Source organism: Lysinibacillus irui, from assembly GCF_028877475.1.
Taxonomy (GTDB): domain Bacteria; phylum Bacillota; class Bacilli; order Bacillales_A; family Planococcaceae; genus Lysinibacillus; species Lysinibacillus irui.
On sequence record NZ_CP113527.1, the window covers coordinates 3,238,863 to 3,261,196 of the forward strand.

Genomic DNA, 22,334 nt, shown 5'->3' on the forward strand with positions numbered 1-22,334 from the left:
CGATTAGTCAAGTTGCAAACATAAAAAAACTTCCATTCAAAGAATAAACTCCTTTAAATGAAAGTGATTAATTTATGCTTTTATTTTGACTGGACGATAAAAAATTTCCTCATAAATAACCGTTAAGATAAACGCATTCATAAACGCAAATACTAAAAACAAAGGCATTCCACCTAATTGTGGCTGTGTTAACTCTTGTCCAAATACCATAACAGTACTAATTTGAGTTAAAAAGAATATAAAGCCAATCCCCACTTGCCAAATTGGACGCTGAACTTTACGTTTCTCATACCAAAACAGTTTTTTAAAGAGATTTCTTACATCCTCTGCAATGACGATACTAACTAAAAAGATACTTACAAAAAATACGGGTATATGATAAACAGTTCTTGTCATCCATGAAAATTCTGATAGGCGGAAGAACAATGTCAATAACGATGCTATACTACAAGCAATTCCTAAATTTTGGAGCCATGTGCTAATTCTTAATTTCAAAGCTATTACCCCCAACTATTCTTTTTAAACATTATCATTCTATCAAATTATAGTTGGGAGGGGAATAAAAAATTATACATTTCTATTATTTTCATAAAATAACATTTCAAATTAAGTGATAATTATAATTTTCATAAAAAAGTCGTCTCGATAACAAACGAGACGACTTGATGTTATTTTATATAACCAGATAATATTTTTGCATATGGTGATGAGGCAGGTAAAATGATAACTGTATCCTCTCCTACTGTTTTCTTATAGGATTCCAGTGTGCGATATAAAGAATAGAAATCAGGATCTTGGGAGAATGATTTATTGTAAATTTTTGCGGCTTCTGCCTCACCCTCTGCTTGAATTAAAGCAGCTTCTTTACTTGCTTTAGCAAGCATTTCTTGTACTTGTTGATCCGTTTGGGCCTCAATACGACGTTTCTGTGCATCTCCCTCTGACAAGTACTTTTGGGCAATTGATTCACGATCTGAAATCATATTCGTAAAAACAGATTGCTCATTTTCAGTAGGTAAATCAATGCGACGAATACGTACATCTACTACTTCAATACCATAGTTATCGTTGGAAAGAAGTTCATTAACACGTTGAGTTACTTGATCGTTTATGCTACCTCTCGAAGAATCTTCATCGTTTATAATTTCAGTGTAGTTAATTCGGCCAAGTTCAGAGCGAATTACAGAATATATAAACTCTTCCATACGAGATTCAACTTTTTCAATTGTACCTGCATTTGAAATTAATAACTTAGGATCCGTAATACGCCATACCGCATAATTGTCGATAATAATCCGCTTCTTATCCTTTGTATTAATCTCTTCCTCTGAAATTTCATATGTCATTTGGTTTTTTGGTAGCTTTGTGACACTTTGGATAAAAGGTATTTTCATATTTAAACCTGGTTCACGTTCAAACTTTACAACCTCTCCAAATTGTCGAACAACAGCATATTCTGATTCTTTCACAATATAAATATTAGATAGTAGAATAATTACAAGAGCAAACACTGCAGTTAAAGTTATAGCTAGAGAGATATATTTCTTTGGATTCTTAGGGCCCTTTTTTGACATTTTCACTACATTGTCCCCAGAATCACCATCTGATGGAGCAGCTTTTTTACTTTTACCTGATAAAAAATTGAGGAATTTGTCAAGGTCCTTATTTTTTTGGTCCATTAATTACCGCTCCCCTCTTTTTTCTCTGTTTGTCCCTGCTGAGGCTGTAATGGCTGAAGTGGTAAATACTTCATTGTACTACCATCATCATTCATAATATAAATTTGTGCTTTCGGTAGAACATTTTCAAGCGTCTCTATAATTAATCGCTCTCGTGTAATTTGCTGATTGCCCTTATATTGCTCATACATTTTATTAAAGACTGCTACATCCCCTTGTGCTTGCTCGATACGAGCTGTTTTAGTTCCTTTTGCTTTCGACATAATAGCATCTCGTTCACCTTCAGCTTCACTAATGCGTTGGTTTTCATATTTTTCAGCTTCATTTATTTTTGTGTTTTTCATTTCCCGTGCATCTGTTACAGCAGTAAATGCTGCACGGACATCTTTATTTGGTAATTCTACATCTTGCAATTTTACACCTAAAACACTTATCCCAATATCGTATTTTTCAATAAGTGAAACTAATAATTGACGAGTATTTGCTTCGATGTCAGCTTTACCTTCTGTTAACGCTGCATCGATAGAAGAACTTCCGATAATCGAACGAATGGCACTCGATGTCGCGCTATGTAATATTCTTTCTGGATCTTGTGAATTAAATAAAAACTTATTAGGCTCTGTAATTTTCCATTGAACAACAAGGTCTGTTAATACAATATTTTCATCCCCTGTAATCATTTTCGTTTCGGCATCGTATGCCTCTAATTCACCTGATTTATTTTGCTTATAACCGAACTGTAAACTAAATGTTTCTTTCGACAAAATTTCAACAGATTGGACTGGCCATGGCAATTTAAAATGGAGACCTGGATTAGTTATTGTATCATCAGCACGACCAAATGTAATGACAACGGCTTGTTCTGATTCATCCACAGTGTACCATGATGTAAAAACTGAAATAAGAGCTATAACTCCAACTATTCCAAGTCCAACCATCATTAGTGTCCTTTTCACACTCATGTCTGTTCCTCCCTTTTATTTATTACTACTGTTTACGGAAGACATTTAAAAAAAGTTTCAAAATATTTTCATATAATTTACGGAGGGGTCTCCCTTACCAGAGCTCTCAATTTAAAATAAAAAATCCTGTCACCTTTTAAGGCAACAGGATGTTAATCACTAGATGTTCAAAAACTGGGAAAATGGTTGTAGATAAGACAATGCTAATTAATGCGGCAACGATCATTGCTAGACTGGCAAATGTTCCTTCTAGCTCTCCAAATTCAAATGCTTTAGATGTTCCAGTGCCATGGGCTCCCATTCCAAGCAGTAAGCCTTTAGAAGAGGGGCGATGAAAACGACATATTTTAATGAGGATAGGTGCTAATAAGCTCCCTAAAATACCCGTTGTCATAACGAAAACAGCTGTTAGAGTTGGAGAACCACCAATCATATTTGAAATGTCCATTGCAATCGGTGTCGTAACAGAACGAGGCACTAAACTATGCACTAATTCATCATTTAACCCTACCATTATAGCCATGATAAAGGAGGATACAATAGCAACCGCAGAACCAACGGCAATACTAATAAAAATTTCAAATGCATGTTTTTTCAATAAATTAACATTTTTATATATCGGGATTGCAAACGCTACGGTTGCAGGTCCTAATAAATTGGTTAAAACAGTGGCTCCTGTATTATAGGATTTATAAGGTATACCTGTCAGTAATAAAATACAAATAATCACTAAAGGTGTAATCAATATAGGTGATAGCCATTCCTTTTTATTTTTTTTATAGATCATTTTACTAATATAAAAAATAGCAATAGTCCCTAGTAAGCTGACAATAGTAATGAATAGATTCATATTGTATTACCCTTCTTTCGTTGCTCTAGCCATTGTGCCGTATAGCCTGTTACAAACATCACAACAATTGCACTTACAACAATAACTAGCACAACCTTCATTCCTTGCATACCGAATAAGGCTTGATAATCAATAACTCCGATAGCAGATGGAATAAAGAATAATAATAGTTCACTTAGTAATACCGCTGCGCCTAACTCAATCCATTCAAGCTTGATTATATGAAACTGTAAAAGTAAAAATAATAGAACAAGTCCTATTATGCTTCCTGGAATCGGCAAATGAAGTAGGCGTGCAATAGTATTTCCTATAAATAATAGGATATAAAGATAGCCGATCTGCACGATACTTTTGACGATTTTCATGATCATCCTTCTCTCATTTTTTTCTCTGCCTTCACAGTCAGAAAAACACGATTCAAATGAAAAGAAGACTGATTCACTGACTGTAAAAGCTATTGTTTAACAACATAATCGGCGTAAGATTCATGTTAAACTTTTATGCTACTATACTTTACACCTATTTACCTTCCCTGTAAAACAGAAAAAGAACCTAGCGTCTAAATTTAGACAGTAGATTCTTCCTGTGGGGAATAAAAGCAGTTATTAAAAATCTTTAACAGATTTTTTATGGTTATCGTCTTAACAATCATATAGGGGGTTTCTACTAACAAGTATAGTACCCAAATATGAATGGAACATGTTATTCATGTTAAGGAATTGTTAATTTTTCGGAATCATGACAATCATTTTCGTTCCTATTCCGACTTCACTTTCCACTTGAATACGACCATGATGGGCCTCTACAAGATGCTTTACAATTGCTAGCCCTAAGCCTGTACCACCTGAATTTCGACTTCTTGCACGGTCCACACGATAAAACCGCTCAAAAACGCGGGCGATTTCATGCTTTTCAATGCCAATTCCTTGGTCCTCTATTTCTATAATGCCATATGTTTCATTTTCCTTTAAACGGATGGAAACGGTTGTGTTTTCAGGAGAATATGTAATAGCATTAGTAATTAAATTCGTCACAATTTGAATAATACGATTGGCATCTCCCATCACTTGGACATCCCTTTCAATGTCCACTTGGAAACTCATATTTTTCTCATCTAAGCGTGGTGCTGTCAACTCTGCTCCACGGATTAAAACATCCTGCAAGCCCATTGGCATAATATTGACAGTAAAGCCATGTTGCTCAATCTTCGAAAGCTCTAATAAATCTTGAATAAGCATTTGAAGTCGATTACTTTCTTTATAAATGATCTCTAGGAAGGAAATCAGCATTTTTTCATCTTTATAGGCTCCATCCAGTAATGTTTCAGAAAAGCCCTTAATTGAAGTAATAGGTGTACGTAATTCATGCGAGACATTAGCAACAAAGTCTTTACGAATTTGCTCTAATCGAACAAGTTCCGTAATATCATGCATTACAATTACAACACCAAGCCATCTTCCATGGTCGCCAATGACAGGAGCCCCGTATACTTCTTTATTGTAAAGCTCCTGTTGTATTTCCATTTTAATTTGTTGTCGATAAGGCATTTCAGTTAAAAATACATGATCAATAAATTGCTCCAATGATTTCGGTAAGCCAATTGTACGAAAAACTTTGCCCTGTACTTCATCAAGCTGCATACCAAAGCGCTCTAGAAATACCCGATTGACTATAGAAATATTCCCCTCTCGCCCGATCATCATGAGAGAGCTTCCCATATTTTCAATTAAGGTTTTCAATCTTTCTTCTTCCACTTCTCGTATTGTCGTAATATCCTGCAGATTACGTGCCAAAATGTTTATAGAATGGCTAAGTGGTATCATACGTTCATGTTCATTTTCTTGAGCACGTGCACGATAATTCCCTTTTGCAAGCTCAAGTGCCGTCTCTGTGACGTTATCAATCGGTGCAGTGAAATTACGAATCATATAGCGACTTATAATGGCAATTAAAATCAAAGTGATCGTAAAAAGAATAGCCAGTACTATATAGAGTCTGGTACGCACATACGTTAGCACAGATTCCTCTTGACCTTTGCTCTGTACGGCATACAATGCTTCTTGATCTTCCTTGGATAATTTAATCTTGCGCTCATCTATTACTTGATCCATGGACGCTTGTATTTGTGCGTTTGTTTGTTCATGGTATTGCTTGATATAAACAGGAAAAAGCTGACCTATAACAATCATTAGGACAGCTAGTATCGTTCCAAGTAAAAGCATGAATGTCAAGAATAAGCGTTTGCTCATTGATTTCATGTCGTTTTCGGCTCCTCAAATTTATAGCCTAGACCCCTGATTGTTTTAATGAACATCGGCTTACGGCTATTTTCCTCGATTTTATCGCGAAGGTGGCTAATGTGTACATCCACTATTCGAGTATCGCCAGCAAAATCGTATTTCCATACAGCACTTAACAGCTGATCACGCGTTAGTACACGATTTTTATTTTCAAGTAAGTATATGAGTAGCTCAAATTCTTTCGGCGTAAATTCCAGTGCCTCGTCTTGCAAAAAGACTTCAAAACGCTCCGGAAACACACGTAATTGGCCAAACTCATACATTTTCTCTTGTGGCTCATCCTTATCATCAGCCACAACGTTTTGTGTGAAACGTCTTAATACAGCCTTGACACGCGCCAATACTTCACGGGGACTAAAAGGCTTGGTCATATAATCATCTGCTCCTAGCTCAAGACCAAGAACTTTATCAAATTCGTCATCTTTAGCAGTTAACATAATAATAGGCGTATTCATACGTTGCTGTCTGATTTGCTTACATACCTCCATACCATCTAGCTTTGGAAGCATCAAATCTAAAAGAATTAAATTTGGCTGTAAGTCGATCGCTTTTTCAAGTCCTTCTTGACCATCAGCAGCCGTTTCGACAGCGTAACCTGCCTGTTCTAAATTATATTTCAATAATGTTGCAATCGAAAATTCATCTTCAATAACTAAAATCGTTTTTGTCATGTATAATGCCTCCGTTAGTGATTTGAAACCCCCATTTCAAATCTCAAGACGTCTATAATGCAAGTGGTGGAGTCACTAGCAACATACCTTCAATCACAAGCTGCTTTTGCTCATTATATGAGTGTACAGACACAGTAATTGTATTGTCGTATTTATTGACTGCCGTTACCTCTAATAGCGTATCAAACAATTCATAATGATAGAGAGGTCCTAAATATTTTAAATGTTGCTCAATAATTCGTGCACCCGGTCCAGGAATATACTTTGACACAGCTGATGTAATAATTCCATTTAACATAATTGTCGGCACAATTGGCTTCTGAAAAGGTGTCATTGCCGCGTAGTCATGTTGAATATAAAGTGGGTTACTATCGTTTGTAAGCCCTAAATACAGCAATAAATCCCTATCTTCAATTTTTTCAGTTATATGGATTTTCTCGCCAACTGTTATTTCATCTATTGAAAGACCAAGTTTACCATTTTTTTGAAGCAAAGATACGCCAACCCCTTTTCTATCATATTACATTCATAGTATCAATTTTATGCCAAAAGTACAATGAAAAGCAGAAGAACAATAGCCTAAACAATATTTGAATATAAAAAAACGAGCAGGAATCATTCCTACTCGTTTTCTATTTTTCGAGAGTATTGAACACACTCGCAAGAAATCTGGACACCTTATGACGAGTCATTATCAAATTACACTAAAATTTTCATCACTTGACGGACGGCATCTGCCGATTGGTCTAAAGACGCCTTTTCTTTGTCTGTTAACTGAAGCTCAAAGATTTTTTCAATGCCATTGGCCCCTAATAATGTGGGAACACCTAAATATAAATCATGATAGCCATACTCGCCTTCTAAATAAGCAATGGAAGGAAGAATACGTTTCTGATCTTTTATAATTGCTTCTGCCATTTCGATCAGAGCCGCAGCTGGTGCATAATACGCTGAGCCGTTCCCAAGCAGGTTGACAATTTCAGCTCCACCGTTGCGCGTACGGTCAACAATCTCTTCTAAACGTTCTGCAGAGATTAACGTTTCTAATGGAATCCCACCTGCAAATGAATAACGAGTTAACGGTACCATTGTGTCACCATGCCCACCTAATACAAAGCCTGTAATGTCCTTTACGGAGATATTAAGTTCTTCCGCCACAAATGCACAGAAACGAGCCGTATCAAGAACACCCGATTGACCGATAACACGGTTTTTAGGGAAGCCTGTTTCTTTATATACTGTATACGTCATGGCATCAACTGGATTTGTCAGTACAAGAATTGTGGCATTTGGTGAATGCGTTGCAATCTCTTTTGAAACAGTTTTCATGACACCTTGATTGATTTGGACTAAATCATCACGACTCATGCCTGGTTTACGTGCAACACCAGCAGTAATGATGACTACATCAGAATTAGCCGTATCTGCATAATTAGATGTACCTTGTACAAAAGAATCAAAACCTTGTATTGGCGCTGCTTCCCACATATCTAAGGCCTTCCCCTTAGTTGGGTTTTCAGCTTGTGGAATATCCACTAAAACAACATCACCAAGTTCTTTCTGAGCTGCTAAAAATGCTGCAGTAGCGCCTGTAAAGCCGCCACCAATTACTGAGATTTTTTTACGTTTCAGAGACATTTGAATACGCTCCTTTAAAATTAGGTTATATATTTTAAAAGAGGGAGGAGATATACATCTCACTCCCTCGATTAAACAAGTTTATCGTAAATATTAAATTTAATTTACTTTCACCCTAATTATATCGGCAGAATAAAACATCCGCTTTAGCGATAATTCCTATTGTAGAATAGAAAATTATAGGTTTTTGATTAACTCATTCGCGAATTCTGAACATTTCACTTCTGTTGCTCCGTCCATTAAACGTGCGAAGTCATAAGTTACAACTTTAGAAGAAATTGTTTGCTCAACAGATTTAGTGATCATGTCAGCAGCTTCTTGCCATCCTAAGTGTTCAAGCATTAATACACCTGAAAGTAATACTGAAGATGGGTTTACTTTATCTAAGCCAGCATATTTTGGTGCTGTACCGTGAGTAGCTTCGAAGATCGCATGTCCAGTTACATAGTTAATGTTCGCACCTGGAGCGATACCAATACCACCAACTTGTGCAGCTAGTGCATCAGAAATATAGTCACCATTTAAGTTCATTGTAGCAACTACATCGAACTCAGTTGGACGAGTTAAGATTTGTTGTAAGAAGATATCAGCGATAGAATCTTTAACTAGGATTTTACCTGCTGCAAGTGCATCAGCTTGAGCTTTGTTTGCTGCTTCTTCACCTTGTTCAGCTTTGATTGCATCGTATTGGTTCCAAGTGAAAGTTTGATCAGCAAATTCTTTTTCTGCTAATTCATAACCCCATTTTTTGAATCCACCTTCAGTGAATTTCATGATGTTACCTTTATGAACTAAAGTAACAGATGGGCGTTTGTGTTTAATTGCATATTCGATAGCAGAACGTACTAAACGCTCAGTACCTTCTTTAGATACAGGTTTTACACCGATACCAGAAGTTTCTGGGAAGCGGATTTTGTTTACACCAAATTCAGTTTGTAGGAAGTTGATGATTTTTTGAGCTTGTTCTGAACCAGATTCGAATTCAATACCAGCATAGATGTCTTCTGTGTTTTCACGGAAGATAACCATATCAACGTCTTCTGGGCGTTTAACTGGAGAAGGCACTCCATCAAAGTGACGTACTGGACGTAAGCATACATATAGGTCAAGTTGTTGACGTAATGCTACGTTAAGAGAGCGGATACCACCACCGATTGGCGTAGTAAGAGGACCTTTGATTGCAATTAAGTATTCGTTAATTTTGTCTAAAGTTTCTTGTGGTAACCATTCACCAGTTTGGTTAAATGCTTTTTCACCAGCTAAAACTTCTAACCATTCGATTTTCTTTTCACCGTTATAAGCTTTTTCTACTGCTGCGTCGATTACGCGTGATGCTGCTGCCCAGATATCTGGACCAATTCCATCACCTTCGATGAAAGGAATTACTGGATTATTTGGTACATTAAGTACGCCATTTTCAACTACAATTTTGTTTGACATTCTGTTGCCTCCTAAATTCATAATCATAGGACTGTGTTAGTGATAACACAGTCCCAAACATTCTAGCATATTTTCCAAATTAGCGCTCGCTGATTGGAACATATTTTTGCATGCCTGGTCCAACATACTCAGCACGTGGACGGATTAGGCGGTTATTTGCATATTGCTCAAGGATGTGTGCCACCCAACCTGAAGTACGTGATACTGCGAAAATTGGTGTGAACAGGTCATGATCAATACCTAAAGAATCATACACTGACGCAGAGAAGAAATCTACGTTAGCAGGTAATTTCTTTTGTTCCACGATCATGTCATGGATTTTAACTGACATTTCATAAAGCTCTGGTTTACCAGTTAGTTCAGTTAATTTTTGAGACATTACACGTAAATGTGGTGCACGAGGGTCGCCTTTGCGATAAACGCGGTGACCGAAGCCCATGATTTTTTCTTTGTTGTCTAATTTATTTTGAATATAAGATTCAACATTTTCAAGTGAGCCGATTTCAGATAACATCTTCATAACTTGCTCATTTGCTCCACCATGAAGTGGTCCTTTTAATGCGCCGATTGCCGCAGTTACACCAGAATAAACATCTGATAATGTAGCTACACATACACGTGCTGTAAATGTAGATGCATTTAACTCATGGTCAGCATGTAATACTAATGCTTTATCAAATGCTTCAATTTCAACTGCTGCTGGCTCTTCACCTTTAAGCATGTATAAGAAGTTTGCAGCATATCCTAGTTCAGGTTTCGGTGCAACTGGCTCTAAGCCTTTACGAACACGTGCAAATGCAGTTACTACTGTAGCAATTTTAGCTTGAAGACGAATTGCTTTGCGGTAGTTTGCTTCTGGATCCATAACATCCGCTTCTTCATCGAATACACCAAGTAGAGATACTGCAGTACGTAGTGCAGCCATTGGATGTACAGTTGAAAGTGGGTATGTTTTGAATTGATCGATAATCGCTTGCGGAATTGACATGTTGTCTGCCAATTGTTGTTTTAATTCAGCTAGCTCGTCCTCTTTTGGTAAACGAGTATGCCATAACAAGTAAATTACCTCTTCGAATGACGCATTTTCTGCTAAATCATCAATGTTGTAACCAACATATGTAAGTGTGTCATCGATAATTGAACTGATTTTAGATTCCGCTGCTACGATACCTTCTAAACCTTTAGTTGCTGACATAAATTATCGCTCCCTCATATTTATATTTTGTTGCAAATGCGTTTTTTATCTTGCATTTGCGGATTTTGCTCATATGAACCATTAAGTAAATCGCTTACATTGCTATTATAATCATTTTTGACAGCTTTGTGAATGAAAATCCTCCAAATAAAGAAAAAGACGTCCGAACGACTATATATTTGTCCTAAAGAGGTTGTTTTGTATATTTTGACATTAATTTATCATTTAGTTTGGGGTGAATATGTAAAAATGAGGAATTTAAAGTATTTTTCATACGAAAGAACTACAAGTATTTTGCTTTTTATTTTTTATTTAGTGATACTTTGGTTTGTGTTACCTGTTTCTCTTGCTATTTTTTTATCATTTTCGACGTATCCTATTATAAAATTTCTGCATAAATATTGTAAGGTTGCCTATTGGATGGCAGCAATTATTGTGGAAGTATTAATATTAACTTGTATTTTTCTACTTGTCGTCATATCCATCAACAGTATTATTGTAATATTTCCTGAAATTAGAGAAACATTACTTAATTTCCCGCTTTTTAGTGAATATGAATCCATGTTTGTACAAGTTTTAAAGGAAAAATCACTGTCGATTTTTGATTCGATCATCGTCTACACAGCAGATCTTTTCCAATTATTGATGAAGCACGTCATTGAGGTATTTATCTTTTTAGTTGCTTATTATTTCGCTTTACTAGAAACACGTAAATCACGGTACTGGTTTTTCCGATATGTGCCCAAAAAATATCGTCAAGAATGGCAATCTCACTTCGCAAAAATGATGCAACTTTTTCATTACTTCTTATTTGTGGAGTTTCAATTATTCACAATTACTTTATTTATTCTTTGTGCTGGATTTATGATCCTTCAGTTTGAACAAGCCATCATTAAAGCTTTCATTGTAGCATTTGCAGATGTACTACCATTTTTCGGAATTGGTGTTTTCCTTGTACCAATGAGTATTTATTTTTATTTCAACGGCAATACATTTTTATGTGTAGCCATTTTACTATTATATTTATTTGTACAATTAACAAGGCAGCTAGCCGATTCAATGCTTTGGTCCAATACACTTCAACTACGTACGTTCCATACATTTTTCATCAGTGCTGCCTCTATTCTATTGTTTGGCTTTTATGGAATATTGCTTAGTCCTATCTTTTTATTCTTAGCCGTAAAGCTAAAGGAAAACTCTATCTTTGAACGATAATAAATTGACCTTTTTTCATTTTTTTACGCATCCAGTAATAGACAATTGGTTGGAACATTTTTCGTGAAAAAGGCATGAGAAGTAGTAAGCCAACAAGATCTGTTAAAAACCCTGGTAGCGCTAAGAACAAACCACCACCAAATGTTAATAGTGTGTCAACCAAAGCAGCTCCTGGTGCCTCTCCTCTGGCCATTGTATTTTTTACATTTTGAATAGAATTCATACCTTTATTTTTCATTACATATATTCCAATAACGCTTGTTGCAACAATCAGCATCAATGTACTAAATACACCAATATTTTGTCCAATGACTATTAATAACGCCAATTCGGCTAATGCGTAGACAACGACACCAAGAAAAATTTTTCGCATATTTTTCCCCTCTCTACTTGAAAAAGCTATACCTTTTATACGTTATTATAGCCCAATTAGTTTCATAAAAAAATGAATGCCCTCACTCAAATAGAAAACCTGCCGTAGTTAGTAAGAGAAAAATAGAAGTTTACGGTATAGAGTAAAAATAGAGAGTGTACAACCCTTAGAAAAAGCTCTAGTACAACAAATCGCACTAGAGCTTTTTGTTAACTGTTAAAGAACACTTGCATGTCCTTTGTAAATAACACCTGTTTCAGCGTCCATTGTAATTTCTTGGCCATGACGAATTAATGTTGTAGCTTCTTTAACGCCAACTATTACTGGAATACCAAGGCTTAGTCCAACCACTGCTGCGTGACTAGTTAGACCACCTTCTTCAGTAATCAAACCAATGCAATTCTCTAATGCAGGCATCATATCACGATCTGAACCAACTGTTACGAGAATGCATCCTTCCGTATCGTAGGCAAGTGCCTCAGCGGCATTTTTAGCAACAACCGTTTTACCTACGACAGATGCTTTTCCGATCCCTTGACCTCGAGCGAGTAAATCTCCAATAATGTGTACCTTCATTAAGTTAGTTGTACCCGCTTCACCTACTGGCACACCTGCTGTAATGACAACAGCGTCACCATGTGTAACGAAACCATGCTTCAAGCTTTCATCAACAGCTAGTTCTAAGATTTCATCTGTTGTTGACACTCGTTGACAAACAATTGGGTATACGCCCCATACTAATGTTAATGTATTGGCTGTATTTGTAGAGCCTGTTACGGCAACAATTTGCACACCTGGTCGATATTTTGCGATCATTCTTGCTGTATTACCACTTTCAGTTGGTGCTAATACGGCTTTCACACCTAAATTGATAGATGTATAAGCTACCGCTTGTGAAATAGCCTCTGTCATATTAGCCTCTTTTTCACGACTACGTGTTGATACAATGGAGCGATAATCTAATGAATTTTCTGTACGCTGAGCGATTTTATTCATCGTTTGTACAGATTCTACTGGATAAAGACCCGCAGCAGTTTCACCAGATAACATGATAGCATCTGTTCCATCAATAATTGCGTTCGCTACGTCACTTGCTTCTGCACGTGTTGGACGTGGGTTACGCTGCATTGAATCTAACATTTGTGTTGCGGTAATAACAGGTTTCCCTACTTGGTTACATTTCAAGATTAATTTCTTTTGTACAAGTGGTACTTCTTCCGCTGGAATTTCTACACCAAGATCTCCACGCGCAACCATTAATCCATCAGACACTAGGATAATTTCGTCGATATTATCGACACCCTCTTGGTTTTCAATTTTAGGGATAATTTGAATATGACTACCACCGTTTTGTTCAAGCAATTCACGAATCTCTAGAACATCCTTTGCACGACGAACAAATGAAGCTGCAATAAAATCAACGCCTTGCTCTATACCAAACAAAATATCTTGCGCGTCTTTTTCTGTTATACCTGGTAGCTGTACAGAAACACCTGGAACGTTAACACCTTTTTTATTTTTTAGAACCCCAGCATTTTCAACAATCGTATGAATTAATCCTTTTTCCATATCTGTTGCTAATACACGTAATTGAATAAGACCATCATCAAGTAAAATAATTGAATTTTGTTCAACATCTTCAATTAAGCGCTCATACGTGACAGAAAAGCTTGTCTCAGTACCTTCTACTTCAGTCATTGAAATATCAATCACTTGACCTGCTGTTAAATGAAGCTCTCCATTTTTCATATTATGTGTACGAATTTCAGGACCTTTAGTATCAAGTAAAATCCCTACTGGTTTATTTAACTTTTGTGCTACTTCACGAATTAACTGAATACGTCCCGCATGTTCCTCATGTGATCCGTGTGAAAAATTCAAGCGGGCTACATTCATACCTGCTTCGATTAATTTTTCTAAAGTTTCTGGTGACTCACTTGCAGGTCCAATTGTACATACGATTTTTGTTTTTCTCATTTTTGCCCACTCCGTTTTATAACAAATTATATTGATAGTTCTTTCATTAGTGTATAAAGGCTTACATCTGCCTCATGATTCTTTTCGAAAGCCTCTGGCATATCATAGTCAATAACTTGATGATTGCGAATGCCTACTGCTCGGCCAGCCTTACCTTCCATTAGTAACTCAACTGCATGTGCTCCAAATTGACTTGCCAAGACGCGATCTCGAGCTGTAGGTGAACCACCACGCTGAATGTGACCTAATACTGAAACGCGTGTTTCCTTTCCAGTTTTTTCTTTCAACAGCTTTGCTAGCTCACTTCCAGACATAACACCTTCTGCAACAATAATAATACTGTGCTTTTTACCACGTGCTGCTCCACGATCTAAGCGTGCTACAATATCATCTAAATTATAATCTTCTTCAGGAATTAACACTGTTTCAGCGCCAGCAGCAAGACCTGCCCATAAGGCAATATCACCTGCATCACGGCCCATGACTTCTACAATGAAGGAATTTTCATGAGATGTAGCTGTATCACGGATTTTATCAATGGATTCAACAACCGTATTGAGAGCCGTATCAAAGCCAATTGTATATTCCGTTCCTGGAATATCATTATCGATTGTCCCTGGCACACCCACAACAGGGAAGCCCTTTTTCACTAAATCCATAGCACCTCGATAAGACCCATCACCACCAATGACAACAAGTCCTTCAATACCAGCAGCTCGTAAATTTTCAATGCCCCGTTGCTGGACAGCATCTTCTTTAAATTCTGGGCATCTTGCAGAATTTAAATGTGTACCACCTCGCTGGATAATACCACCAACTGCACCTAAATCAAGGTCTTCCATATTCCCTTTTACTAAGCCTTCATAACCATGCTTAATTCCGACAACATCAACTCCATGAAATGCTGCCTTACGAACAACCGCGCGAATAGCTGCGTTCATTCCAGGCGCATCTCCACCACTTGTTAATACAGCAATTTTTTTCATTGTCGAACCTCCTGCAGTTACTATTATTATTCACATTAACATGAAAAAACAAACTATGTAAGGGTTCTGGGGATACAAAAACATAACTTTTACATAAAAAATGAAAAGAATGCGCTTTCACACACTCTTTCCATTCCAAAACATCCTAAATCTAACATTTTTTCAAGAAGTCTGGCGTTTATTTTGCGCTGCTATCTTCTTTCATCTTTATAGCTTTTTAATATGTTGAGATACAAATTCTGTCTCTTTACGAGCAAATTTATGCCCTTCGTTTTTTTATACACAATCAGATAAAACATTCATTTGTTCATCATAAACAAGATTACGCTTCTGTATATTGTCCAATTTTTTTAAATTTTTCATAGCGATCTTCAATTAATTGTTCTCCATTTAGAGAATTTAATGCATGAAGAGTCTCACTAATGCATTCTTTAATAGCGAGAGCCTGTTTTGCAACATTGCGATGTGCTCCACCAATAATTTCAGGAATAATACCATCAATTACACCAAGCTCTTTTAAATCAGGCGCTGTAATACGCATTGCTTCAGCTGCCTGCTTAGCAAGACTACCATCACGCCATAAAATAGATGCTGCACCTTCAGGAGAAATAACCGAATATGTTGAATTCTCTAGCATAAAGACACGATTTGCTACACCTAATGCTAGAGCACCACCACTTCCACCTTCACCAATAACGATACTAATAACCGGTACTGTTAAGCCTGCCATTTCAACAAGGTTTCTAGCAATCGCTTCACTTTGTCCTCTTTCTTCTGCAGCTTTACCAGGGTAAGCACCCTTTGTATCAATAAAACAAATAATTGGCCGTTTAAATTTTTCGGCTTGCTTCATTAAACGTAAAGCTTTTCGGTAGCCCTCTGGATGAGGCATACCAAAATTACGACGGATATTTTCCTTAGTAGATTTACCACGCTGATGTCCTATAATAGTTACAGGCTGCCCTTCAAAAGTGGCAATTCCACCAAGAATCGCAGCATCATCACCAAACGTACGGTCACCATGTAATTCAATAAAGTTTTCGCACATTGCTTCAATGTATTGTAACGTTGTAGGTCGCTCTGGATGTCTTGCAACTTGCACACGATCCCAAGGCTTCATATTGGCATAAATTGATTGCTCAAGCTGCGATAAGCGCGTTTCCAGCTTTTCAATTTCACCTGACATATCTACATCTGCTTCTGCAGCAATTGTTTTTAGTTCATCAATTTTCTCTCGTAATTGTACGACTGGTTCTTCAAATGCTAAATTTTTAGACATGTTGCACGCCGCCTTTCGTATGCATTTTTACAAGTAAGGAAACTTGTTTGCGTAAATCTTTGCGATGGAAGATTGCATCAAGCTGACCATGCTCTAATAAAAATTCTGCAGTTTGGAAATCGCTTGGCAGTTTTTCTCTTACAGTTTCTTCAATAACCCGACGTCCTGCAAAACCAATTAATGCTTGTGGCTCTGCAATATTTATATCACCAACGGAAGCAAAGCTTGCAGAAACTCCACCTGTTGTTGGATGCGTTAAAATAGAAATGAATAATAAACCTTGATCACTATGGCGTTTTAAGGCTACGCTCGTTTTCGCCATTTGCATTAATGATAGTACACCCTCTTGCATACGTGCCCCGCCACTAGCAGTAAAGATAATAAACGGCACACCTAGTTCTGTTGCTTTTTCCACAGCGCGTGTAATTTTTTCACCTACAACTGATCCCATTGAACCCATACGGAAATGTGAATCCATTATCGCTACGACAATTTCTTCTCCATCTAACGTACCGACTCCTGTTAGGACAGCCTCATTCAAGCCAGTTTTCTCTTGATCAGCAGAAATTTTTTCTACATACGCTGGGAAATTAAGGGGATTACTTGTTTGTAAATGATCATCCATAGATTCGAATGAACCTTCGTCTAAGAAATAGTCCACACGTTCTTGAGCAGTCATTTTGAAATGGTGACTACATTTTGTACATACTTTATGATTTTTTTCTAATTCCTTTGTTAGTTGAATGTGACGACATTCAGGACATTTCGTCATTAATCCTTCTGGAAATGAATTTTCTTGTCCGTCCTCTTTCTTTTTTCGATTACCACTAAATAAGCTGCGTATTGCCATGTTTGACTCCCCCTTTGTTGTTGTCTAAATGCTTTGTACAGTATTCATCCACTGCTCATAAGCTTTTAATGCTTCTTTTTCATAACCAAGCTGCATCGATTTCAACATTGTTTGAATGATTAATTTTTCATCTTCTGTTGAGTTTCGATCTAATCGGTCGCCATCATATGCTGCTAATTGAAACCAGATTTTTAATGAAAGACGATTACCTGACGTAATTAATAATTCTCTTAAAATATCTCGACAATTAACAGTTCCTTCAATTTCTAGTTTCACAAAAAAACTATCCCACACAGGTAGTGTGCGAAGAATCTCTGTACAACTTATTACGCGAATTGCTTCCATTTCATGAATTTGTCGCGTTAATTCGACATCCTTTTTGGATTTTTCATCTTCTAGTATAAACATCGACAGTATCTCTACTAACTGATGCTTATGTGTAGACGCAAGAAATGTTCCACCACCATGTCTCGTTTCTATTAGCCCCAGCAATTCTAAGCTTCGCAAAGCCTCTCTCACAGAGGATCGCCCGACACCTAGACGCTCTGATAGAACGCGCTCGGATGGTAACTTTTCACCTGCTTGTATTTTTTCCATTTTAATGAGTTGACGTAGTTGTTGGACGATTTCTAAAAACACTTTTTTTTGTTCGGTTTTTTGATCCATACGACTAACTCCCCTTATCAAAAAGTGGTCTGACCACTTTTAACGTTGCTTCTAGCTTACAAAATAACTGTTCAAAAGTAAAGAAAAAACTGCATAAAATTGAATGCAGTTTCTAATTTTTTGTTTTATTTCATACCTTTTTTGTCGTTTGCGCATGTTTTACTTTGATTTGCGGCTTACCAAAGCGTCTCTCGATTACACCTTCAACCCATAACATTTCGTCTTCCACTAACAATTCCTGAACAACTTGAAAAACTTGCGGGAATAAGGTAATCGAAACAGTACCATATTCGTCCTGTAGATGAACAAAAGCCATTTGCTCACCTTTTTTTGTGCGGATTTTTTTCACTTCTTCAATTATACCAATGATTTTTACTAAAGTTCCATCACGCATCTGCTTCAGCTCTCGGCAAGTACAGGTAATATCATTCCAAAAATGCCTTTCTTGTGCTACAGGATGTGTTGAAATGTAAAAGCCTAAGCTTTCCTTCTCATGCATTAATTTTTCCTTTTGAGGCATTTCATCTGCCTGCATATATTTTGGTTTACCAAAGTTAAACGCCATTGCCGTTGCCATGTCGATATCTTCAGTCGGCCGTAACAGTTCAGCATGTTTTAAGGCGGCATCTATGGTATTGACTAGAATAGCACGGTCTTTGTCGAGGTAATCTAGCGCACCAGCAAAAATGAGTGATTCCATGACTTTCGGTTTAAAATGCTGTGCACTTAAGGCAACAGCTAAATCAAAAAGATTATTCAACGCCTCTGGATTTGATTGACGTAAAGCAGTCACTTTTTCTATCAAAGTATGCGGTACTCCCTTAATTCCTGATAAGCTATAGCGAATACCTTCATTTTCTACAGTAAAATATTTCGTACTGTTTTTTAATGAGGGTGGATAAAAAAGGATACCTTTATCTTTTGCCTCAAGGACAAAATGTTGAATCTTCTCTATATTTCCTGTTGCATTTGATAATAACGCTGCATAAAAGCTTAAAGGAAAATGAGCTTTTAAATAGGCCATTTGATAAGAAATTATACTATAGGCCACAGCATGACTTTTAGGGAACCCATAATCCGCAAAGCGAACAATGAGTTCGTATACTTCTTCTGCTACATGTTGATCAAATCCTTGCTTTAATGCACCATTAACAAATGAAGCACGTTGCTCCTCTAAAACTTGACGATTTTTTTTACTTACTGCACGGCGTAGCAAATCTGCTTGTCCCATTGTAAAGCCCGCCAGAACAGATGCAATTTTTATAATTTGTTCTTGATAAACAATAACGCCAAATGTCTCTTGTAAGATAGGCTCTAATACAGGGTGGGGCATAACAACCATTTCTTTCCCAGCTTTTCGTCTAGCATAGACTGGGATAAAATCCATCGGACCTGGACGATAAAGTGCGTTTACCGCGACAATATCTGAAAAGCTCGAAGGTTGAATATCCCGTAAAGCTTGTTTCATTCCATCTGATTCTAATTGAAAGATACCTGATGTATCTCCACGTTGTAAAAGTTGAAACGTTGTTTCATCATGCATAGGGATGCGTTCAAATTCTATCCAGGGTCCTCCCGCTTTATAGATTGACCAACGTATTTGCTCTAAAATCGTAAGATTGCGCAAGCCTAAAAAGTCCATTTTAATGAGACCACACGCTTCAATATCCCCCATCGGCCATTGTGTACTATATATACCATCATGTCCTTCTTCAATAGGTACAGTGTTTACTAACGGAGATGGAGCGATGACAATACCCGCTGCATGTGTGGAGGAATTTCTCGGCAGTCCTTCTAATTTAAGTGCTACATCCAACCACTGCTGATGCTTTTCATTCTCCGCTAACCAGACTTGAAAGTCTTGTGATTCTGCCACAGCCCTTTGTAAAGTAATACCTGGCTTATTAGGAATCATTTTCGAGATTTTTTCTAACGTCTCGGCCTCAAAGCTAAAAACCCTCGCCACATCTCTAGCTACTGCTTTTGCAGACAATGTCCCAAATGTAATAATTTGCGCAACATTCGCTTTGCCATATTTTTGTGCAACATACTGAATAACCTGGTGCCTTTTACTATCGACAAAATCGATATCAATATCAGGTAAAGAGATTCTTTCAGGATTTAAAAATCGTTCAAATAATAAACCATAGGCTAGTGGATCTACTTGTGTTATGAATAGGCTATAGGCCACAAGCGAACCCGCGGAGGAACCACGACCAGGTCCAGTCAAAATACGATTTTCTTTCGCATAACGCATAAAGTCTGCAACAACTAAAAAATAGTCAGCAAAGCCCATTGAACAAATAACTTCCAGTTCATGTTGTAACCTTTCCTGATAGACAGTCGGAATCGCCATTTGATTCAAGCGTTTTTCCAATCCTGAAAATGCTTCACTAACCAAGAAACTTTCAGCTGTTTCACCTACAGGCAAAGGATATTTAGGCATTTGCACAGGCATTTCAGGGATACTAGCTGTGCAACTAGCAAGCATGTTTACGCTAGACTCCAACCACTCTGGTCGATCAGCAAACCAATTTTGCCATTCATATGCCGTAGGAGCAAAATAGCCTTGTAAGTCAGCCGTTAACAATGTACCACCCAGTTTTTCTCCCGTATCAATCGCTCTAGCCACCTCATAAGCAAAGTGATCTTCTGGACGTAAAAAATAACAACTTTGAGTGGCAACAAGTGGAATTGTCTGTTCCTCGCACCAAACAACTATATCTCCTTCATTAGGTGCTTTTACCCCTCCAGGTCGTGCAATTCCCATATAAAAATGATGGTTAAATAGCTGGACAAAAGCAGTAATTATTTCCTGCCAGTCCGTTAAGTCCACAAAATCACTTGTAGAAAGCATGGCGATACATCCTGCTGCATATCCCTCAAGCCACTTCCATGGCAATACTTCATCATGTCTAATTGAAATAGCACTACTAATCTTTAAAAGATGCTGATAGCCTTCTTGAGTCTGTGCATACAGTACAACGGGTATACGATGATCCTGCCACTGTACGTTAACCGAAAGCCCTATGACCGCATGGATATTTGCTTGCTGCAACGCTTTACAAAAAGGCAAAAGCCCGTACAACTTCGTATTTACGATTGCACAGGCCTGTGTTTTTTGCTCTTGTAAAAAAGGAATCAATTGTTCAAGCCGAATTGTGCTTTTCAATAAATCCGCGCTCGTATGCATCTTTGTATATACATGTGTCAAATGAATCCCTTCCTTTTCTCTCTTAATGATATGCTTTACAAATTTCTTGTAATCTTGAAATAACGGCGTCTGCCTCCTCCCATGAATAAGCAGTAGCTCCAGAGGCTAGCGGATGCCCACCCCCGTTAAATTCCTTCGCTAATGTATTAATAATTGGACCCTTTGAACGTAGTCGTACTCGAATTTGATCTTCTTCTTCAATGAACACTACCCATGAGCATATTCCTTTTACACTGCCCAGACAGCCTACTAGTAAAGAAGCCTCTGATGGAACTGTCTCATACTGTGCTAGCAAATCCTTTGACAGCTTCACATAGGCAGCTCCATGCTCATCCATTACAAAATTTTGATAAATATAGCCTTGTAAATTAAGTAGCTTCTGATCCATTTCATACATGCCATCAAAAATTTCATTTCGATTAAAATCATATGTAATCAAATCTGCAGCAACTTTAAATGTTTTAGAGGTTGTACTTGGGAATTGAAATCTGCCTGTATCCCCTACAATACCTGCAAATAGTAATCGTGCTGCGGCATCTGATAATTTCCAGTCTGCAACTACCTTACCTTCTTCATACAATTCATAAATCATTTCACTGCAAGAGCTTGCTGTTGTGTCAACCCATAAAAGATCACCATAAGCATCATCATTTGGATGATGATCAATTTTAATTACCATTTTCCCTTTGGTATAGCGCTGGTCGTCGACACGCTCTGTATTGGCAGTGTCTGTCACGATGACTAAGGCATTTTCATAAACATCATCTGCTATTTGATCAGGCTGTGCCATAAATGATAAAGAAGCATCATGGTCTCCTACAGCATAAACCTTTTTCTCAGGATAATTTGCTAAAATAATCTCTTTTAATCCTTGTTGTGAGCCGTAAGCATCCGGATCTGGACGTACATGACGATGAATTATGATTGTTTCATTGGCCTTAATTGTGTCGATGATTTGTCTTTTCACCATAAATTCCTCCAAAATGATAGTAAGAACCGTTAGCATTTTTCCAAAATAATCGTTACAATAATGTCTAGT

20 protein-coding genes are annotated in these 22,334 nt (G+C 37.3%); 1 reads left to right on the forward strand and 19 read right to left on the reverse strand.

Annotated elements, in window-relative coordinates; all coding sequences use genetic code 11:
• Positions 1-72 precede the first annotated feature (72 nt).
• The 11 genes from OU989_RS16320 to citZ all read right to left on the reverse strand — a co-directional run bounded on the left by OU989_RS16320 (position 73) and on the right by citZ (position 10,735).
• Positions 73-495, reverse strand: coding sequence for a DNA polymerase I (locus OU989_RS16320; protein WP_274794058.1), 423 nt, complete (start codon positions 493-495; stop codon positions 73-75).
• A gap of 173 nt (positions 496-668) precedes the next feature.
• Entirely contained in the window at positions 669-1,679 is a 1,011-nt protein-coding gene (gene hflC / locus OU989_RS16325) for a protease modulator HflC (RefSeq protein ID WP_274794059.1), read from the reverse strand.
• A complete protein-coding gene (hflK, locus tag OU989_RS16330; protein WP_274794060.1) occupies positions 1,679-2,641 on the reverse strand; it encodes an FtsH protease activity modulator HflK in 963 nt (320 codons plus the stop codon). Before hflK ends, hflC begins: the two co-directional genes overlap by 1 nt.
• A 136-nt stretch (positions 2,642-2,777) precedes the next feature.
• Positions 2,778-3,491 carry an LrgB family protein gene (locus OU989_RS16335; RefSeq protein WP_274794061.1) on the reverse strand — a complete coding sequence of 238 codons (714 nt, stop codon included), beginning with the start codon at positions 3,489-3,491 and terminating at the stop codon, positions 2,778-2,780.
• Positions 3,488-3,859, reverse strand: coding sequence for a CidA/LrgA family holin-like protein (locus OU989_RS16340; RefSeq protein WP_274797365.1), 372 nt, complete (start codon positions 3,857-3,859; stop codon positions 3,488-3,490). The genes OU989_RS16335 and OU989_RS16340 overlap by 4 nt, the downstream gene beginning before the upstream one ends.
• Before the next feature lie 354 nt (positions 3,860-4,213).
• Positions 4,214-5,749, reverse strand: a complete 1,536-nt coding sequence (gene pnpS, locus OU989_RS16345) for a two-component system histidine kinase PnpS (RefSeq protein ID WP_274794062.1) — start codon at positions 5,747-5,749, stop codon at positions 4,214-4,216.
• Positions 5,746-6,462 (reverse strand): response regulator transcription factor, encoded by a 717-nt coding sequence (locus tag OU989_RS16350; RefSeq protein ID WP_274794063.1) that lies wholly within the window; start codon positions 6,460-6,462, stop codon positions 5,746-5,748. Before OU989_RS16350 ends, pnpS begins: the two co-directional genes overlap by 4 nt.
• Positions 6,463-6,514: 52 nt before the next feature.
• Positions 6,515-6,955, reverse strand: coding sequence for a MaoC/PaaZ C-terminal domain-containing protein (locus OU989_RS16355; protein ID WP_274794064.1), 441 nt, complete (start codon positions 6,953-6,955; stop codon positions 6,515-6,517).
• 206 nt (positions 6,956-7,161) lie between these two features.
• Positions 7,162-8,100, reverse strand: a complete 939-nt coding sequence (gene mdh, locus OU989_RS16360) for a malate dehydrogenase (RefSeq protein WP_274794065.1) — start codon at positions 8,098-8,100, stop codon at positions 7,162-7,164.
• 177 nt (positions 8,101-8,277) lie between these two features.
• Entirely contained in the window at positions 8,278-9,540 is a 1,263-nt protein-coding gene (icd, locus tag OU989_RS16365; RefSeq protein WP_274794066.1) for an NADP-dependent isocitrate dehydrogenase, read from the reverse strand.
• 79 nt (positions 9,541-9,619) lie between these two features.
• Positions 9,620-10,735 carry a citrate synthase gene (gene citZ, locus OU989_RS16370; RefSeq protein WP_274794067.1) on the reverse strand — a complete coding sequence of 372 codons (1,116 nt, stop codon included), beginning with the start codon at positions 10,733-10,735 and terminating at the stop codon, positions 9,620-9,622.
• A gap of 249 nt (positions 10,736-10,984) precedes the next feature.
• Between citZ and OU989_RS16375 the strand changes: the two genes are divergently transcribed.
• Positions 10,985-11,950 carry an AI-2E family transporter gene (locus tag OU989_RS16375; RefSeq protein WP_274797366.1) on the forward strand — a complete coding sequence of 322 codons (966 nt, stop codon included), beginning with the start codon at positions 10,985-10,987 and terminating at the stop codon, positions 11,948-11,950.
• On the opposite strand, the gene OU989_RS16380 is transcribed toward OU989_RS16375, so the two are convergent.
• The 8 genes from OU989_RS16380 to OU989_RS16415 form a co-directional block, all read right to left on the reverse strand.
• The gene (locus tag OU989_RS16380) at positions 11,934-12,323 is read right to left on the reverse strand and encodes an FxsA family protein (RefSeq protein WP_274794068.1); all 390 of its coding nucleotides are present in this window, start codon (positions 12,321-12,323) and stop codon (positions 11,934-11,936) included. The genes OU989_RS16375 and OU989_RS16380 overlap by 17 nt on opposite strands.
• Positions 12,324-12,539: 216 nt before the next feature.
• Positions 12,540-14,300, reverse strand: coding sequence for a pyruvate kinase (gene pyk, locus OU989_RS16385; protein ID WP_274794069.1), 1,761 nt, complete (start codon positions 14,298-14,300; stop codon positions 12,540-12,542).
• A gap of 26 nt (positions 14,301-14,326) precedes the next feature.
• Positions 14,327-15,286, reverse strand: a complete 960-nt coding sequence (gene pfkA, locus OU989_RS16390) for a 6-phosphofructokinase (protein ID WP_274794070.1) — start codon at positions 15,284-15,286, stop codon at positions 14,327-14,329.
• A 322-nt stretch (positions 15,287-15,608) separates the two neighbouring features.
• Positions 15,609-16,565 carry an acetyl-CoA carboxylase carboxyltransferase subunit alpha gene (locus OU989_RS16395; protein ID WP_274794071.1) on the reverse strand — a complete coding sequence of 319 codons (957 nt, stop codon included), beginning with the start codon at positions 16,563-16,565 and terminating at the stop codon, positions 15,609-15,611.
• The gene (gene accD / locus OU989_RS16400; protein WP_274794072.1) at positions 16,558-17,415 is read right to left on the reverse strand and encodes an acetyl-CoA carboxylase, carboxyltransferase subunit beta; all 858 of its coding nucleotides are present in this window, start codon (positions 17,413-17,415) and stop codon (positions 16,558-16,560) included. The genes OU989_RS16395 and accD overlap by 8 nt, the downstream gene beginning before the upstream one ends.
• A gap of 24 nt (positions 17,416-17,439) precedes the next feature.
• Positions 17,440-18,081 (reverse strand): FadR/GntR family transcriptional regulator, encoded by a 642-nt coding sequence (locus tag OU989_RS16405; RefSeq protein ID WP_274794073.1) that lies wholly within the window; start codon positions 18,079-18,081, stop codon positions 17,440-17,442.
• Positions 18,082-18,211: 130 nt separating this feature from the next.
• Positions 18,212-21,295, reverse strand: a complete 3,084-nt coding sequence (gene dnaE / locus OU989_RS16410; RefSeq protein ID WP_274794074.1) for a DNA polymerase III subunit alpha — start codon at positions 21,293-21,295, stop codon at positions 18,212-18,214.
• A 22-nt stretch (positions 21,296-21,317) separates the two neighbouring features.
• Positions 21,318-22,262: a DHH family phosphoesterase gene (locus OU989_RS16415; protein ID WP_274797367.1), complete on the reverse strand. Its 945-nt coding sequence runs from the start codon at positions 22,260-22,262 to the stop codon at positions 21,318-21,320.
• Between the last annotated feature and the right edge of the window lie 72 nt (positions 22,263-22,334).

What these genes read in the sequence shown, in the direction of transcription:
- OU989_RS16395 (WP_274794071.1), bottom strand. Translation starts at nt 16,565, where the DNA reads ATGTCTAAAAATTTAGCATTTGAAGAACCAGTCGTACAATTACGAGAG.
- pfkA (WP_274794070.1), bottom strand. Translation starts at nt 15,286, where the DNA reads ATGAAAAAAATTGCTGTATTAACAAGTGGTGGAGATGCGCCTGGAATG.
- OU989_RS16335 (WP_274794061.1), bottom strand. Translation starts at nt 3,491, where the DNA reads ATGAATCTATTCATTACTATTGTCAGCTTACTAGGGACTATTGCTATT.
- OU989_RS16350 (WP_274794063.1), bottom strand. Translation starts at nt 6,462, where the DNA reads ATGACAAAAACGATTTTAGTTATTGAAGATGAATTTTCGATTGCAACA.
- hflK (WP_274794060.1), bottom strand. Translation starts at nt 2,641, where the DNA reads ATGAGTGTGAAAAGGACACTAATGATGGTTGGACTTGGAATAGTTGGA.
- hflC (WP_274794059.1), bottom strand. Translation starts at nt 1,679, where the DNA reads ATGGACCAAAAAAATAAGGACCTTGACAAATTCCTCAATTTTTTATCA.
- citZ (WP_274794067.1), bottom strand. Translation starts at nt 10,735, where the DNA reads ATGTCAGCAACTAAAGGTTTAGAAGGTATCGTAGCAGCGGAATCTAAA.
- OU989_RS16405 (WP_274794073.1), bottom strand. Translation starts at nt 18,081, where the DNA reads ATGGATCAAAAAACCGAACAAAAAAAAGTGTTTTTAGAAATCGTCCAA.
- pyk (WP_274794069.1), bottom strand. Translation starts at nt 14,300, where the DNA reads ATGAGAAAAACAAAAATCGTATGTACAATTGGACCTGCAAGTGAGTCA.
- OU989_RS16380 (WP_274794068.1), bottom strand. Translation starts at nt 12,323, where the DNA reads ATGCGAAAAATTTTTCTTGGTGTCGTTGTCTACGCATTAGCCGAATTG.
- OU989_RS16375 (WP_274797366.1), top strand. Translation starts at nt 10,985, where the DNA reads ATGAGGAATTTAAAGTATTTTTCATACGAAAGAACTACAAGTATTTTG.
- mdh (WP_274794065.1), bottom strand. Translation starts at nt 8,100, where the DNA reads ATGTCTCTGAAACGTAAAAAAATCTCAGTAATTGGTGGCGGCTTTACA.
- pnpS (WP_274794062.1), bottom strand. Translation starts at nt 5,749, where the DNA reads ATGAAATCAATGAGCAAACGCTTATTCTTGACATTCATGCTTTTACTT.
- accD (WP_274794072.1), bottom strand. Translation starts at nt 17,415, where the DNA reads ATGGCAATACGCAGCTTATTTAGTGGTAATCGAAAAAAGAAAGAGGAC.
- icd (WP_274794066.1), bottom strand. Translation starts at nt 9,540, where the DNA reads ATGTCAAACAAAATTGTAGTTGAAAATGGCGTACTTAATGTACCAAAT.